Origin of the sequence: Photorhabdus khanii NC19, assembly GCF_000517265.1 — a bacterium.
Lineage (GTDB): Bacteria > Pseudomonadota > Gammaproteobacteria > Enterobacterales > Enterobacteriaceae > Photorhabdus > Photorhabdus khanii.
The window spans coordinates 422,740-439,676 of sequence record NZ_AYSJ01000014.1 but is presented as its reverse complement, the minus strand read 5'-3'; the positions used below and the strand labels follow the sequence as shown (position 1 = coordinate 439,676).

17 protein-coding genes are annotated in these 16,937 nt (G+C 44.2%); 3 read left to right on the top strand and 14 right to left on the bottom strand.

Annotation, left to right across the window (positions count from 1 at the left end; all coding sequences use genetic code 11):
* Positions 1–6: 6 nt before the first annotated feature.
* From holB to yceD, 12 genes are all read right to left on the bottom strand, one after another.
* A complete protein-coding gene (gene holB / locus PTE_RS17475; protein ID WP_036849236.1) occupies positions 7–996 on the bottom strand; it encodes a DNA polymerase III subunit delta' in 990 nt (329 codons plus the stop codon).
* Complete coding sequence (gene tmk / locus PTE_RS17470; protein WP_036849235.1) at positions 996–1,634, bottom strand: dTMP kinase; 639 nt, start codon at positions 1,632–1,634, stop codon at positions 996–998. Before tmk ends, holB begins: the two co-directional genes overlap by 1 nt.
* Entirely contained in the window at positions 1,631–2,656 is a 1,026-nt protein-coding gene (gene mltG, locus PTE_RS17465) for an endolytic transglycosylase MltG (RefSeq protein ID WP_036849234.1), read from the bottom strand. The genes tmk and mltG overlap by 4 nt, the downstream gene beginning before the upstream one ends.
* 27 nt (positions 2,657–2,683) lie before the next feature.
* Positions 2,684–3,508 (bottom strand): aminodeoxychorismate lyase, encoded by an 825-nt coding sequence (pabC, locus tag PTE_RS17460; RefSeq protein ID WP_036849233.1) that lies wholly within the window; start codon positions 3,506–3,508, stop codon positions 2,684–2,686.
* 222 nt (positions 3,509–3,730) lie between these two features.
* Positions 3,731–4,972: a beta-ketoacyl-ACP synthase II gene (fabF, locus tag PTE_RS17455; RefSeq protein WP_036849232.1), complete on the bottom strand. Its 1,242-nt coding sequence runs from the start codon at positions 4,970–4,972 to the stop codon at positions 3,731–3,733.
* 73 nt (positions 4,973–5,045) lie between these two features.
* On the bottom strand, positions 5,046–5,282 hold the full coding sequence (acpP, locus tag PTE_RS17450; RefSeq protein ID WP_011147052.1) for an acyl carrier protein: 237 nt from the start codon (positions 5,280–5,282) through the stop codon (positions 5,046–5,048).
* A 153-nt stretch (positions 5,283–5,435) separates the two neighbouring features.
* Positions 5,436–6,170, bottom strand: coding sequence for a 3-oxoacyl-ACP reductase FabG (gene fabG, locus PTE_RS17445; RefSeq protein ID WP_036849231.1), 735 nt, complete (start codon positions 6,168–6,170; stop codon positions 5,436–5,438).
* A gap of 9 nt (positions 6,171–6,179) precedes the next feature.
* Positions 6,180–7,112, bottom strand: coding sequence for an ACP S-malonyltransferase (fabD, locus tag PTE_RS17440; RefSeq protein ID WP_036849230.1), 933 nt, complete (start codon positions 7,110–7,112; stop codon positions 6,180–6,182).
* Between the two features lie 18 nt (positions 7,113–7,130).
* Entirely contained in the window at positions 7,131–8,084 is a 954-nt protein-coding gene (locus PTE_RS17435) for a beta-ketoacyl-ACP synthase III (protein WP_036849229.1), read from the bottom strand.
* Between the two features lie 6 nt (positions 8,085–8,090).
* Positions 8,091–9,128: a phosphate acyltransferase PlsX gene (plsX, locus tag PTE_RS17430; RefSeq protein ID WP_071992999.1), complete on the bottom strand. Its 1,038-nt coding sequence runs from the start codon at positions 9,126–9,128 to the stop codon at positions 8,091–8,093.
* Positions 9,129–9,157: 29 nt separating this feature from the next.
* A complete protein-coding gene (rpmF, locus tag PTE_RS17425; protein WP_011147057.1) occupies positions 9,158–9,328 on the bottom strand; it encodes a 50S ribosomal protein L32 in 171 nt (56 codons plus the stop codon).
* A 12-nt stretch (positions 9,329–9,340) separates the two neighbouring features.
* Complete coding sequence (gene yceD, locus PTE_RS17420; RefSeq protein WP_036849227.1) at positions 9,341–9,865, bottom strand: 23S rRNA accumulation protein YceD; 525 nt, start codon at positions 9,863–9,865, stop codon at positions 9,341–9,343.
* Between the two features lie 142 nt (positions 9,866–10,007).
* On the opposite strand from yceD, the gene PTE_RS17415 reads away from it, so the two are divergent.
* Complete coding sequence (locus PTE_RS17415; protein ID WP_036849226.1) at positions 10,008–10,598, top strand: Maf family protein; 591 nt, start codon at positions 10,008–10,010, stop codon at positions 10,596–10,598.
* Here the strand turns inward: PTE_RS17415 and rluC are convergent.
* A complete protein-coding gene (gene rluC / locus PTE_RS17410; RefSeq protein WP_036849594.1) occupies positions 10,595–11,554 on the bottom strand; it encodes a 23S rRNA pseudouridine(955/2504/2580) synthase RluC in 960 nt (319 codons plus the stop codon). The genes PTE_RS17415 and rluC overlap by 4 nt on opposite strands.
* 559 nt (positions 11,555–12,113) lie before the next feature.
* Here rluC and rne point away from each other — a divergent pair.
* Both rne and PTE_RS17400 read left to right on the top strand, forming a co-directional pair.
* Positions 12,114–15,179, top strand: coding sequence for a ribonuclease E (gene rne, locus PTE_RS17405; RefSeq protein ID WP_036849225.1), 3,066 nt, complete (start codon positions 12,114–12,116; stop codon positions 15,177–15,179).
* Between the two features lie 166 nt (positions 15,180–15,345).
* Positions 15,346–15,978: an SDR family oxidoreductase gene (locus PTE_RS17400; RefSeq protein ID WP_036849224.1), complete on the top strand. Its 633-nt coding sequence runs from the start codon at positions 15,346–15,348 to the stop codon at positions 15,976–15,978.
* Positions 15,979–16,024: 46 nt separating this feature from the next.
* Here PTE_RS17400 and tmaR read toward each other — a convergent pair whose 3' ends face one another.
* Positions 16,025–16,342, bottom strand: a complete 318-nt coding sequence (tmaR, locus tag PTE_RS17395) for a PTS system regulator TmaR (protein WP_031280984.1) — start codon at positions 16,340–16,342, stop codon at positions 16,025–16,027.
* Between the last annotated feature and the right edge of the window lie 595 nt (positions 16,343–16,937).

Genomic DNA, 16,937 nt, shown 5'->3' with positions numbered 1-16,937 from the left:
AAGATTTCAGAATTGTGAAGTAAACTGTTTTTCCCAATTGAGCAATTGCTCTGTCAGTAACAATTCTCTGTTTACGCCCACGACTGAGAGTAGCTGATGACGACAATGCATCCAGTCATCAACGCCTTGTAGTAAAACAGCCATAGTATGCACGGAACTTAATTGATAAATCAGCGTTTGTTGATCCTGATTGATGCAATAACTCTGCGCCTGCTGTTGCCACTTTACCGCATCAAGTAACAAACTGATAAGCCAATGAAGGCGGTGCGGCGCATCATCTTGATTTAACTGGGATAAAAGTGACAAAGCATCACGTTTATCCAAAGCTTGTTCAACAGCCTGACAGAATTGCCTCCGAATCTGCCATCGTTCCGGTTGCAGCAATTGTTCTGCCGCAACAGGTGCTCCCTGAGACAGTTTCAAAGCCGTCATTGCATCAACCGAAGAAATGACAGGTAACTGTTTTTGCAACCAATAAAAGCTGGTTTCTGCTTCAGGTACCGGCAGAAAATAGTAAAAACAGCGACTGCGCAACGTTGCCAAAAGGTTGGCTGGCTGACGACATTCCAGAAGAAAATAGGTATGTTCCGGCGGCTCTTCCAAAGTTTTCAATAATGCATTGGCAGCAGCATCTGTCAGACATTCAACCAAAGGCAGCCAGACAATTTTTACGCCGCCTTGCTGAGAACGACTATAAAGCTTTTCTGTAATCTGACGTACCGCTTCTACACCAACACTGGTTTTACCCTTCTCCGGTGACATAATATGCCAATCAGGATGAGTTTCTGCCATCATCAGGTGACAACTATGACACTCCCCACAACTTTTCATCCCCTGTTTATTCCGACACATCAACCAGCGGCTTAACCCATATATCAATACATCAGCCCCAGTGCCGGCATTAGCATGAAGCAATAAAGCATGATGGCCTCGTCCTTGCTGATGGAATTCTACCAACTGACGGTATGCCTGATTAAGCCACGGATACCACTTCATCAGCCATTTTCCTGCTGTTTCAGCCATTGCTCAAGGGCTTGGCAAATATCGGCTTGTACCTGCTCTATTGGTTGAGCAGCATCAACCGTCACAATACGCTTATCTTGTGCCGCAAATTCCAGATAACAGCTGCGAGTACGATCAAAGAAATCCATCGATTCCTTTTCAATTCTGTCTAATTCCCCACGCTCCCGGGCGCGTAGTAGACCCATCTGAGGAGGAAGATCGAGATAAATAGTCAGATCAGGGCGAAAATCACCCAGAACGGTATCACGCAGCGAGGTCATCAAGTTTTTATCAATACCACGTCCTCCTCCTTGATACGCCTGAGAAGAGATATCATGACGATCACCCACAACCCATGCACCACGGGCCAGAGCAGGTTTAATCACATTTTCGACCAATTGCACCCTGGCTGCATATAACATCAGCACCTCTGCTTTATCCGTCAGAGATTCACCTTCAATACCTTGCTTAATCAACTCACGTAGTTTTTCTGCCAGTGGTGTTCCACCCGGTTCACGGGTAAAAACTAAGTCCTGAATACCGTGCTGCTGCAATCTTTCAACGACCGTTTTCATCGCTGAAGTTTTTCCTGCACCCTCTAGCCCTTCAATAACAATAAATTTGCTGTTCATCTGCTCTGTCTTAATCCCTGACGGTAAATATTCACCGCTCTGTTATGCGCCGCCAGATTGGTCGTAAAAGTATGGCCGCCTTTACCATCCGCTACAAAATAGAGAAATTCAGTTTTTGCCGGGTGCGCAGCTGCTTTTATCGAAGCAAGACCGGGCATACCAATTGGCGTAGGTGGCAAGCCATTAATCATGTAAGTATTGTATGGCGTCAGTGTGGTTAAATCTTTGCGAAAAATAGTGCCGGTATATTTTTCGCCTAAACCATAGATCACGGTCGGATCAGTTTGTAGCCGCATATTCAACCGTAAACGGTTAATAAATACAGAAGCCACTTTTGTCCGTTCAACCTCAACACCGGTCTCTTTCTCAATTATCGACGCCATAATCAACATTTCATAAGCACTTTTATAAGGCAGGTTTTTATCGCGCTTTTGCCATTCTTCTTCAAGCGTCATTTCCATCTGCCAGTATGCCCGTTTTAGTAATGCAACATCGCTCGTCCCCGCCGTATAGTGATAAGTATCCGGATAGAGCCTCCCTTCCAGAGTATCAGTCTCTTTGATACCCAGTATCTCAGCCAATTCCTGAGCACTTTTATCATTCAGTTCATGTTTAAGATACTCAGATTGTTGGAGTATTTTCCACCAGTCAGATAAACGGCTGCCTTCGACAAAACGAACCGTAAATTGCGCCTCTTTGCCACTGGAGAGTAATTGCAACATTTCCCTCAATGTCATTTCTCGTGTTAACTGGTAAGTTCCCGCTTTAAATTCAGCAAGTTTTGGCTCCAGCCTTAATAACCAAGGGAAAATATGACTGTCTTTAATCAGGTTATCCTGAACCAATAATGCTTCCAGACTATGACGGCCAATACCTGCCGGCAATGTAAATACCCGATCTTGTTTGATTGCCAATGTTTGATCTGCAAATCTTTCAACTTTCTTATAGCCGGCATAGAGTAATATTGCCGCTACCATGACAATCAAAGCCAATAAGGTAAAAAAGTGCTTTTTCCGTTTCATCAATTAATCACTTAAACACAGAGCGAATTACAACTTCAAACATTCAGGAAGCAAATATTCATACAGCTCCCTTGACTGATATTTCCATACGGGCTGATTTTCATGAGCCTGAATTTCACTAACAGGTATCACCGGCATTAAAGAATTGCAAACTATTACCTCGTCTGCATAAGCCAATGTTTCAGGATAACGATTTACACAGGAAAGGTAATAATCGCTTTCTGATAATAACTGTATTATTTTTTCCCGCATCACACCTTCAACACCACAGCCCCGCAAATCAGGAGTATACACATCTTTTCCTTTACGCCAGAAAATGTTTGCAGTACAGCACTCAACCAATAAACCCTCTGTATCGAGTACCAAGGCTTCATCAGCATTAGATTTTTCGATAAATGATTTAATCAATATCTGTTCCAATCGGTTAAGATGTTTAATTCCGGCAAGATAAGGGTTTATTCCCATCGGTATCGGACTGAGAACCAGAAAGAGGCCTTTCTGACGTTGTTTCAGATATTTTTCAGGATAAGGACTGAGAGACAGGATCTGATTTGGTTGCGTGAAACCCTGTGCACTATAACCGCGCCCTCCGGCTCCACGGGAAAGGATAACTTTAAGTACACCTTGTTCAGTAGTGGAAGCAATCTGCTTTATATGGTTTTCAAGCTGTTGCCAATCGGGTTGGGGAAGGTATAACCTTTCAACACCTTTCTGTAATCTTCGGATATGCAATGACAACAAAGCGGCCTGCCCCTGCTCTATTTTTGCTGTTGTAAAACAACCATCCCCGAATTGAACTGAACGATCGTTCACTGGCAAATAGTCGCACCGCTCACCATTAATCCAATACATATCACTGTGTTCTTAATTGCTCAGAAAAGGTATTTCAACCAACTTATCAAGAAGCGGTATCATAGTATATAGCTGGCATGAGTGCAAAAATGCCCGCAGAACTTGCCATGTAAAGAGCTCCAATAATTATTAACTATTGGAGCTCTTTATTCTGTCGCCTGAAAGTATTCACAAAATCATACTGTAGAGAAACTCAGCAACATGTTTAAGTTCACATCAGGCTTATATCTTACGGAAAATCAATGAGCCGTTAGTACCACCGAAACCGAAAGAGTTACACAACGCATATTCCAGGCCTTCCACCTTACGGGATTCGTTAGGAACGAAATCCAGACGGCAGCTCTCATCCTGGTTTTCCAGGTTGATAGTTGGCGGAACAATTTGATCACGCAGTGCCAGGATGGTGAAAATAGATTCCACTGCACCAGCAGCGCCCAACAAATGGCCAGTCATTGATTTGGTAGAACTGACTAAAACATCTGTGCCTTCACCAAATACTGACTCAACTGCATGGGATTCCGCTAAGTCGCCGGTGGGTGTTGAAGTACCGTGAGCATTAATATATCCCACTTGCTTGGTGGTAATACCGGCATCTCTCAGGGCGTTTTCCATCGCCAGCGCAGCGCCAGCACCATCTTCTGGTGGTGATGTCATATGGTAGGCATCACTGCTCATACCAAAGCCAACGATCTCCGCGTAAATTTTCGCACCGCGTTTCTTCGCGTGCTCATACTCTTCCAGCACCAGAATACCTGCGCCATCCCCCAGAACAAAACCATCGCGGTCTTTATCCCACGGCCGACTTGCGCCCTGTGGATCATCATTACGGGTAGACAAAGCACGGGCAGCGCCAAAGCCACCAACCCCCAGAGGCGTACTGGCTTTTTCTGCGCCACCTGCCAGCATAATATCCGCATCATTGTAAGCAATAATACGAGCAGCATGACCGATATTATGCACACCTGATGTACATGCTGTGGCGATAGAAATACTTGGGCCACGTAAACCGTAAATGATACTCAGATGACCTGCCACCATATTTACAATCGTGGAAGGAACAAAGAACGGGCTGATCTTACGAGGACCACTAGCCACTAACGCACCGTGATTCTCTTCAATAAGACCCAAACCACCAATACCAGAACCAATAGCAGCACCAAAACGACTAGCATTGGCTTCTGTTACTTCGATTCCAGAATCTTCAATAGCTTGCACACCTGCTGCAATACCATATTGAATGAAATCATCCATCTTTCGTGCATCTTTGCGCGAAAGATTAAAATCTTCATGATTAAAATCTTTAACCAGACCAGCAAATCTAGTTGCATGGCGACTGGTGTCAAAATGGTCAATCAGGCTGATACCACTCTGTCCGGCACAAACAGCTTTCCAAGAAGATTCAGCTGTATTACCGACAGGAGATAACATGCCTAGTCCGGTCACAACTACTCGACGCTTAGACACGCTTATCCTCCAAGGAGGGAAATAATTTAGGGCAGAAACATAGGCGGTCGAGTGACCGCCTAGGTGTGTTCACTTATTCGCTTTGGTTCTGGACGTAATCAATAGCTGCCTGAACTGTAGTGATCTTTTCTGCTTCTTCATCTGGAATTTCGATATCGAACTCTTCTTCCAGAGCCATTACGAGTTCAACTGTGTCAAGAGAATCAGCGCCCAAGTCATCAACAAAAGAAGCTGAATTGACAACCTCCTCCTCTTTAACACCAAGTTGTTCAACGATGATTTTTTTAACGCGTTCTTCAATAGTGCTCATGCTATTAAATTTCCTATCAAAATTCGCTTTCGCGATGGTTTTCGTAGTTTATAAAATACAGGAAAAGATGCAACCAAATCCCGGCTGGTCGAACCACAATCTTGCTCTATTTTGCGTTATTTAACACAAAAAATGCAACTGGTTCGCTCATTTTTAGTTCATGTACATGCCGCCATTGACATGTATTGTTTCACCTGTGATGTAGGCCGCTTCATCAGAAGCTAAAAAAGCCACAGCACTGGCAATTTCTTTCACATCGCCAAGTCTCTTAACGGGTATGTCTTTCGAAAAGTTTACCAACTGCTCATCTGGCAACTTCCTGAGCATATCCGTTTCAACAAGCCCTGGAGCAACAACGTTAACCGTAATACCCCGAGAAACGACTTCACGGGCCAATGTTTTACTAAAACCAATAACTCCTGCTTTTGCCGCGGCATAGCTCGCTTGCCCAGGGTTACCCATTACTCCAACAACAGAACCAATAGAGATAATACGGCCATAACGTTTTTTTATCATAAAGCGCATTGCCGCTTTTGACATACGGAAAACGGAAGAAAGATTAGTGTCAATAACATCCTGCCACTCATCATCTTTAATGCGCATCACCAAGTTATCACAAGTGATACCGGCATTATTCACTAAAATATCAATTCCACCAAACTCTGTACGAATGATGGACATCAGCTGTTCAATAGATTCAGGATCAGCTACATTCAGTACAAAACCTTTACCTTTTTCACCAAGGTAAGCACTGATAGCTTCAGCGCCTTTTTCACTGGTTGCGGTACCAATAACATGGGCTCCACGCTCTGCTAATAGTTCAGCAGTTGCACGGCCGATCCCACGGCTGGCACCTGTTATCAATGCAATCTTTCCATCTAATCTCATGTATTGTCCTCAATTATTTTCCAATGTGGTTACTAATGAAGTTGTGTCATTTACCGCTGCTGCGCTTAAGGTATTGACAATTCGTTTAGTTAAACCCGTCAAAACTTTACCTGGCCCTATTTCTAATAGCTGTCCGATACTCTGTCCAGCAATAAATTCAACTGTTTCCGCCCAACGGACAGGATTATACAGTTGTCGTACCAGTGCATCACGGATAGCTTCAGCAGATTGTTCTATTTTCACATCAACATTATTTACCACCGGGAACTGAGGATGACTGAATTCAATTCCTTCCAAAACAACTGCTAGCCTATCTGCGGCTGGTTTCATCAATGCGCAATGCGACGGCACACTGACAGCTAAAGGCAGCGCACGCTTTGCGCCTGCGGCTTTACATGCAGCACCAGCACGTTCTACAGCCTCTTTCTCACCGGCAATAACAACCTGCCCAGGCGAGTTAAAGTTAACAGGGGAAACAATTTGCCCCTGAGCAGCTTCTTTACAGGCTCTGTCAATGGATTCATTATCTAAACCAATAACAGCATACATTGCACCAATGCCTTCAGGTACAGCTTCTTGCATCAATTTGCCACGCAGTTCAACAAGTTTAATCGCTTGTTTGAAATCAATGACACCCGCGCAAACCAGTGCAGAATATTCACCAAGGCTGTGTCCAGCCATCAGTGATGGCAGTTTTCCACCTTTTTCCTGCCAGACCCGCCAAATAGCAACCGAGGCTGCCAATAACGCGGGCTGGGTTTGCCACGTTTTGTTTAATTCTTCTTCCGGCCCCTGTTGAACCAAAACCCAGAGATCATATCCCAGCACATCAGACGCTTCAGCAAAAGTTTGCTCTACAACCGGGAACGCTGTGGCCAAATCAGCCAACATACCAAGGGACTGAGAACCCTGCCCTGGAAATACCATTGCAAATTCAGACATGTTCATTTTCCTGTCAAATTAAAAACGTATCAGTGCTGAACCCCAAGTCAGTCCACCACCAAAAGCCTCAATTAAGATTAGCTGATCACGTTTAATCCGACCATCACGCACTGCCTCATCAAATGCAGTAGGTACCGATGCCGCGGAAGTGTTACCGTGACGATCCAGCGTTACCACCACTTTATCCATAGTCATATGCAATTTCTTAGCTGTCGCCGCGATAATACGCAAATTAGCCTGATGAGGTACCAACCAATCCAGCTCACTATGCGATAGATTGTTAGCCTCTAATGTTTCATCAACCAGATTAGCCAATTCACGGACTGCAATTTTAAAGACTTCATTACCGATCATACTGGCATACGCAGGTTCTTTCCGATTCTGGCGATCCTGGTAAGGCAATACCAACAATTCACCATAGCTACCATTTGCATGAAGGTGAGTCGAAAGAATTCCTGGCTCATCAGAAGCACCTACCACCATCGCGCCCGCACCATCACCAAACAGAATAAGTGTTCCGCGATCGTCTGGATTAAGCGTTCTGGTAATAGAATCAGAGCCAATGACCAACGCATGCTTTGCCGCACCCGTTTTAATAAACTTGTCAGCAATACTCAGTGCATAAGCAAAACCAGAACAAGCAGCAGAAATGTCAAAAGCAGCTGAATTCTTGGTACCCAACATGTGCTGAATTTGGCACGCTGAACTTGGGAAAGCATGACTGGATGAAGCTGTTGCCACAATGATTAAATCAATCTGATCTTTATCAATGCCAGACATTTCAATTGCTTTTTCCGCAGCCCAAAGACCCATCATCGCAACTGTTTCATCATCAGTAGCAATACGGCGTTCACGGACACCTGTGCGGGTAACAATCCACTCGTCAGAGGTATCCACCATTTTTTCTAAATCAGCGTTAGTGCGCACTTGCGCAGGCAGATAACTACCTGTACCTAAAATTTTTGTATACATGTATGTTCAGTCACTCTTGGGTAATGCTGTTGCCAGGCGGGCAGCAATTCTGTCAGGAACCTGCCTTTCAACGGCCTGAACAGCCTGTTCGATTGCGGCTTTAAACGCATGCTCATTAGCCGCCCCATGGCTTTTGATTACGACTCCATGTAATCCTAACAGACATGCGCCATTATACTGGTCAGGGTTCAGGTGACCGAAGCGTTTTGTCATCCGTTTTTGCAACCACTTCTTGACTATTTTCAACAACCAGGAGAATTGTTTCTTTTGTCCATCCGATGATTTGAGCAAAGATAAGATAATCCTGATTGCTCCCTCCATCGTTTTTAACGTCACATTACCTGCGAAGCCGTCACACACCAATACATCACTCTTGCCTGTCAGCAATTCATCGCCTTCCAGATAACCAATGTAGTTTATTGCCGGAATGTTCTTTAAAATAGTGGCGGCTTCGCGGATATTATCCAGCCCTTTACTCTCTTCTGTACCAATGTTAAGCAATGCTACCGCAGGATTAGCCACACCGACCACTTCCTCTGCCATTACTGAACCCATAATGGCGAATTGCACCAACATACGGCTATCGCAATTAACATTGGCGCCCAAATCCAGTACTACCGTTTTCTGCTGCTTCAGATTGGGCATTACTTGCATCAAAGCAGGTCTGTCGATGCCATCAATAGATCTTAGCACCAATTTGGACAGCCCCATCAATACCCCAGTATTCCCTGCACTGACGCACGCTTGTGCTACACCGGATTTCACTAAATCCAGTGCGACACGCATTGATGTCCCACGGCTGGCACGAATTGCCTGCGATGGTTTTGCATCGTTAGCCACAACCTGTTCGGCAGGAACCACTTGCAAACGACTGAGCAACTTAGCATCAATATTTGCAAAAAAAGGAGAAATGGTATCGGGGATCCCGACCAACAATAATTTAAGTCTAGGATTAGACGCCAGCGCCTGCAACGCAGCAGGCACCGTAACGCGAGGACCAAAGTCCCCGCTCATGGCGTCTAACGCTAAAGTCAGATTAGTCAAGGTATCAACTTGCTAATGACTGGCGGAGATTATTTGTTGATGACCTTGCGGCCACGGTAGTAGCCATCGGCAGTCACATGGTGACGCAGGTGAGTTTCACCAGAGGTTTTATCTACAGACAATAGTGGTGCGGTCAGTGCATCATGGGAACGACGCATACCACGTTTAGAACGAGTTGGTTTATTCTGTTGTACGGCCATTGACCTTACTCCTTAAGTACTTTTCTTTAAACTGGCTAATACGGCAAATGGGTTTGGTTTTTCAGCCTCTGGAGGTAATTCACCAAACACCATATCCGCGTCGGACACTTCACAGTGTTCAGAATCATGTACCGGGACTACCGGCAGAGAAAGAATTATTTCATCTTCAATCATCGCCAGCAAATCTATTTCGCCAAATTCGTCAACGCCAATTGGCTCATACTCTTCCGGTAATGCTTCAGCCTGCTCATCATTGATGACCGGACTGAAACAATATGTTATGTGAACGTGATGGCTGAAATTACCGCCACAACGCTGGCATTCAAGCGTAACATCCACATTGGAATGCCCTCGCACAACTGCCAGGCGTTGATTATCTATCTGAAACGATAAAACGCTGTCTACATCATTGTCCACGCTAACCACAGATTCCGCGATACGCAAAACTTGCTCAGGTGAATAACTACCTGTGTAGTCTAATCTTTTCTGAGCTGCGCGAAGCGCATCAATGGTCAGGGGTAATTTTACCTTTTGCATAAGGCGCGCATATTATCTTTGTAATGAGATATAGTCAAAGAAAAAGGCCACACATCTGCACCTTTCCGCCAAATATTCGCTTATTAAGCCGAGCTTAGTTTAAAATGCCTGCAATTATTTCGCCATGTATTTTGGAAAAAATATGACACAAATCGTTTTAGCTTCCACATCAGCTTACCGCCGTATGCTACTGGAGAAACTCCGTTTGCCCTTTATATGTGTGGCTCCCGATGTTGATGAAACACCTCAGATTAATGAAAATGCAGAACAGCTCGTTATGCGCCTGGCGCAAGCCAAAGCACAGGCATTACAAATAAGATATTCTCAGCACTTGATTATTGGTTCTGATCAGGTTTGTGTTATTAATGGCGAAATTACCGGCAAGCCACACAGTTTTGAAAATGCATTTAAACAATTACGGCAAGCCAGTGGTCATTGCGTCACCTTTTATACCGGCATTTCTCTCTTCAACAGCAAAACCGGGGTAATTGATACCCGCTGTGAATTATTCAATGTCTATTTCAGGGATCTGACTGATGATGAAATCCGGGCTTATTTAACAGCAGAAGAACCGCTTAATTGTGCCGGAAGCTTTAAAAGCGAAGGATTAGGGATCACTTTATTTGATCGGTTTGAAGGAAAAGATCCAAATACTCTGGTCGGCTTACCATTAATTACATTGACCGAATTATTAATCCGCCAGGGGGTAAACCCACTGACGGCGATATATTAATTACAATTACTTTTACGCAGTACTTTTATACAGTAGCGCAATTGTTCATCCATTGGTGCTTCAAGTCGCAATGTCTCCCCCGTCGAGGGATGGGTAAATTTCAACGCACTGGCATGCAAAAACAGGCGATTAAGGCGGGTATCTGATAGCTGAGAATCAAAAGCCTTATCGCCATAACGATCATCAAAAGCGATCGGATGCCCAGCGTATTGAGCATGCACCCGAATTTGATGGGTTCGGCCGGTCACCGGACTGGCTTTCACCAGTGTTGCATCGGCAAAACGCTCTTCTATTTTAAAACGGGTTTCAGAAGGTTTACCTTCGCCGTTCACTTTCACAATCCGTTCACCACTTTGCAGGATATTTTTCAGCAGTGGCGCCTGAACAACCTTGCAATGTGATTGCCATTGCCCCCGCACCAAAGCCAGATAATCTTTTTGCATCTGTTTAAGTCGTAATTGCTCATGCAAGGCCCGTAAAGCTGAACGCTTTTTAGCAATTAACAAAATTCCAGATGTGTCACGATCCAGACGATGCACCAATTCAAGGAATTTTGCCTCCGGGCGCAAAACCCGTAACCCTTCAATAACGCCAAAACTTAAGCCACTGCCTCCATGCACAGCGGTACCGGCAGGTTTATTGATCACCAGAATATAGTCATCTTCATATAAGACACAGTCGTCCAGTACAGCCACTTTATCCAGTTTGGCTGAAACCGGCACCGCCTGCCGTTCTGCAACCCGGACAGGCGGAATTCTAACGACATCTCCCGCAGACAATTTATACTCAGGTTTTATCCTGCCTTTGTTTACCCGGACTTCACCCTTACGTACAATCCGGTAAATCATGCTTTTAGGAACACCTTTCAGACGTGCTAATAAAAAGTTATCAACACGCTGTCCAGCCTCATCGTCATCAATAGTGACAAATTGTACAATTTGATTATTCGTTTTCATGACAGTGATTTTAATTACCACTCAAGCAGAGCGCCACTCATTTTTAAATATGAGTAAAAATCATGCATACTTTCCGGCTGTCGCCTTTCCTACTTTAAGAGAAAGACTAAATATTAACTATTTCTTCCTATTTCATCAGAAAAACCGCTTAAAGGCATAAAGTCACCTTGCTATCACCCCAACAGCAATGGAATAATGCGTAGCCACCATCAGTTTTTTAATTCTGAATGGCGAAGTTAAACGTTTGTTCTTTGTTTGATTGCACAAAAACGCAGCAATGGCGTAAGACGTACTGGGGAATCAAATAATTAGCGGGCTACGGGTAGCAGCTTACTGGAATTGGATCAAATCCGCTTCATTCATATTTGCAGATTATTCCTAGAAAAGAGTGCTGTTTTTTAAGTGAAAATTCAGGCTCGCCGAAAATATGCGTCTCTATACAAACGACAACCGGGAGGTTGGCGGATTTGTAAAAGACACGAGACCATCGGTTATCAGTAGCTCATCTATATTTGCCCGTGGCTCTATAACTAATGTAAAAAATAATGAGTAAGTTACAATGAAAAGAATGCTAATCAACGCAACTCAGCAAGAAGAGTTGCGTGTTGCTCTGGTTGACGGGCAACGTCTTTATGATTTGGATATCGAGAGTCCAGGACACGAGCAAAAAAAAGCAAATATCTACAAAGGTAAAATCACCCGAATTGAACCTAGTCTGGAAGCCGCTTTTGTTGACTATGGTGCTGAACGGCATGGTTTCCTTCCTATTAAAGAAATAGCCCGCGAATACTTCCCCAGCAACTATCACCCTCATGGTCGCCCTAATATCAAAGATGTTCTCAGGGAAGGCCAGGAGGTTATTGTTCAAGTCGATAAAGAAGAGCGTGGCAATAAAGGGGCTGCATTAACCACGTTTATCAGCCTGGCAGGCAGCTATCTGGTATTGATGCCTAATAATCCCCGTGCCGGTGGTATTTCCCGCCGTATCGAAGGAGATGACCGCACAGAACTGAAAGAAGCCCTGGCATCTTTAGAAGTGCCGGAAGGAATGGGGCTGATTGTCCGCACTGCCGGCGTCGGTAAATCCGCCGAAGCGCTACAGTGGGATTTATCGTTCCGCCTCAAACACTGGGAAGCGATCAAAAAGGCGGCGGAAAACCGTTCCGCTCCATTCTTAATCCATCAGGAAAGCAATGTCATCGTCCGTGCTTTCCGTGACTATCTGCGCCCGGATATTGGCGAAATATTAATCGATAATCCCAAGATTCTCGATCTGGCACGGCAGCATATCACCGCACTTGGCCGTCCAGATTTCACCAGCAAAATTAAACTGTATAGTGGCGAAGTTCCCCTGTTCAGCCATTATCAGATTGAATCCCAGATTGAATCTGCGTTTCAGCGTGAAGTTCGCCTGCCATCAGGTGGGGCTGTCGTTATTGATACCACAGAAGCATTAACCGCGATTGATATCAACTCTTCCCGTGCAACACGCGGAGGGGATATCGAAGAGACAGCGTTTAATACCAACCTTGAAGCAGCGGATGAAATTGCCCGTCAGCTACGCCTGCGTGACCTTGGTGGCCTGATTGTTATCGACTTTATCGATATGACGCCTGTACGCCATCAACGGGAAGTGGAAAACCGTTTACGTGATGCTGTCCGTCAGGATCGCGCCCGTATTCAGATTGGTCGTATCTCGCGCTTTGGCCTGCTGGAAATGTCCCGTCAGCGTCTTAGCCCATCTCTGGGTGAATCCAGCCATCATGTTTGTCCGCGTTGCAGTGGCACCGGGACTATCCGTGATAACGAATCTCTGTCACTGTCCATCTTACGTCTGATTGAAGAAGAAGCGCTGAAAGAGAACACGCATCAAGTACATGCCATTGTTCCGGTACAAATCGCTTCATATCTGTTAAACGAAAAACGCCAGGCAGTCAGTGCAATTGAGCGTCGTCAGGGGGATGTTGGCGTGGTGATCGTTCCTAACGATCAAATGCAAACGCCGCACTTCTCTGTTCTGCGCGTGCGTAAAGGTGAAGAAGTTTCTACACTGAGTTATCTGCTTCCTCAGCTTCATGAAACTGGAATGGCAAATCCTCAAGAAGATGTCCAACCTGAACGTAAACGACCTGAGCAGCCCGCTATTTCTGCTTTTGCCTTACCAACCGATGCGACAGCACAACAGCCATCACATAAAGCAAAAGAGAAAAAGCCTAACCACCCTGCTCAGATTAAAACAGAACAACCTGGCCTCTTAAGCCGCATCATTACTGCTTTGAAAAAAATGTTCAGCGCAGAAGAAGAGAAGCCTGTACAGAAAAAAGACGATAAATCACCAAGTAATGATAACCGTCGCTCTTCTGAACGACGCAATCAGCGCCGCCAGCATCCACGCAAAGATCGTGATGATAATAATCCGCGTGATGAGCAACGTAATAACCACGACCGTGACGAACAACGGAAAAATCGTCATACTCAACAGAAAAATGGTGCTCAAGATAACAACGCAACTGCAACTACTGCAACTATAGATATCGCTGCTCGTGAGACCCAACAGCAACAACGTCGTGAGCAACGTGCAGAACGTCAACGCCGTCGTCAGGAAGAAAAACGCCAGCAGCAACTTGAAACTCAGAAACCAGAAGTCGTTGAAAGTGAGGTTGAAGAACGTCTGCAGGTTATCCCACGCCGCCAACGTCGTCAGCTTGAGCAAAAAATTCGCATCACAGATGAAGTGAAAGAAACAACAACGATTACTCCACTGCCTGTACCTGTTGTTACAGAAGAACCATTACCTGCACCAGTTGACATGCAAGCAGAAACCGTTCAGCCACAGCAGCAGACTGAAAATAAAGAGCAACAAGACAATGTGATGCCACGCCGCTCTCGTCGCTCACCTCGCCATCTGCGTGTCAGTGGTCAACGCCGCCGCCGTTACCGTGATGAGAGAAATCTACCTCAATCACCGGTACCATTATCGCTGGCTGTTGCATCACCGGAAATGGCTTCCGGCAAAGTTTGGGTTCGCTATCCGGTGGTGCCGGTTTCCACAGAAATTCCTGAGGAAATTGCTGTTGTCGAACAACAGAATGAAGTACTGGTAACAATAACAGCAGAAACAGCACCTGCGGTAATCGTTGTAGCTGAATCTGAACCAACCATCACTGAATCACCTCAGGTAGCAGAGGTACCGGAAACTTATCAAGATGAAATTAAGCCTGAAGCAGCCATTGCAGAAGAAGATGATATTGTTGTTCTGCAACAAACTGAATCAGTGCCGCAAGCATTGCCAGTTATTGAGGTTGTTGCAATAACACCGATTATACCTGAATTTGAACAGCAACCAGAGACAGGAGAAGTTGTTACTTCTGAGGAAATTGCAGAAGTGGTTACTGTTGAAGAGAGTAAAGATAAAACAGTTAAACAGCCTGTTGCTATAGCCAAAGTTCATCATGCATACGCACCAATGACCAAAGCACCCGCTCCAGAGATGATCGAACAATCTATTGTTATCAACGAATGGCAACGCCCTTCTTCTTATTTCGAAGGGAAAGGAGGCGCTGGAGGCCATTCAGCTACTAACGCAGCCACTTCCCCGATGGTTAAACCGCGATCTTTTGAATAACAATATCATTTAATATTAGCAAAATGGCTCTTTTTTGGGAGCCATTTTTTTTGCCACCACTCCCACAAAAATACTTATCGTTAGTTCCATTCCATCTGAATGAAGTTTAAAATTGAGCAATTATCACTCTACTAATTCATTATTATTTGATCTGGAGAACAACCCTATGAAACCATGGCTTATTTTCGGTGCAGGTAGTGGGATTGGACGCCATTTAGTCACTATCGCATTACAACAAAAACGCCCCATAACTGCATTGATCCGCAATTCTCAGCAAGCTTTTGAGCTCAATGCCTTGGGCGTCAAAGTGATACAAGGTGATGCCTGTGATGCTATCAATGTAGAAAAGGCCGTACAGGATGCAGGTTCAGAAGCCGTTGTGTTTTCTACTATTGGTGGAGTTGATTCAGATCTCTTCGGTAATATGACTATCATTAATACCATTGAGAAAACCGGAATAACACGTATGTTACTGGTCACATCAATAGGTTGTGGAGAAGGTTGGAAAACCCTGTCACCCAGGGCTAAATCACTATTTGGTCAATCTGTCCGACGCAAATCAATGGCAGAAAGCTACCTTCAAACTAGCTCTCTGAATTACACAATTATCCGCCCAGGCGGATTAACAGATAAACCAGGAACAGGCCATTGCCAACGATATCAGAATGACATTCATGGTGTCGTCAGCCGCAAAGATGTTGCGCATCAACTGGCAATAATGGCAGAAGAGGAATCTTCATATCAGCAGATTTATGCCTTGGTTGATCCAGAGCTTAAACCTGATTGGCCTGTTGCGTAATCGCTAAGAAAATAACCACGCAATCATGCGTGGTTATCTGATGATATTACTTGGGTTCACCCATTGTTTTCAGTTTCTTAGACAACTCACGGCGCTCTTTGGAAAGATCCGCATTTTTAATAATGTGATCATCTATACGGTCTTCATAATCACTACGCATGTTCATAATGATGCTTTGAATATCCTCAATTGACATACCCGGCTTGATGTATTCACTCAGGTTATCAAGCAACAAAACACGTTTCTGGTTGTCACGTATTTTCTTTTCGTTATCCACGATCTCACGCTGTAACTTATTCTTACGGCGAAACATACGCACAAACTCCAACACATTGTGGAATGACGGTTTATTTACGTTATCCATTTTCATACCTTTCTTTAACCCAAACATACAAATTATCCAATCTGATCACACAATACAGGCTAAAGCCATTAATAGACAAGTCAGTTTCCATTCTTTATTGATTTTAATTGATTATAACAACCAGCTAGCTTCCTATTTTTAGCTGAAAAATTCAGCAATTCGATTAATCGAAAACAATAGGTCAATGTAGATGAATAACAAACAGTCAATCTTTCACTGGTAGAAACACAAGTTTTTTCTTCCCTGCCCTCTCCATTTCTTACTACAGTTAGTTCCGAGGCACGATGTTTGTTAAGCACTATAATCGCTACAATGGCCTAAAGAAGGAATTATATATCTATCAGAGAAAAGACTTATATGTGATAATCATTTCATGGAAATTAAATGAGAAAAAATAAAATAATCTTATTTTTCTGGAAATAGAAGCACTAAGCCCATTATCAAAAAAACAATAAAATAAAGCTAGTTGATTACATGTAACACTATTAAATCTTTAGATAATAAACATCTTGCATAGCCTGAACTATCGTAACAGATATAATTTCCAGAAAATCCATTTTAATAAAAACATAAAATAATAACAAAAATAATTATT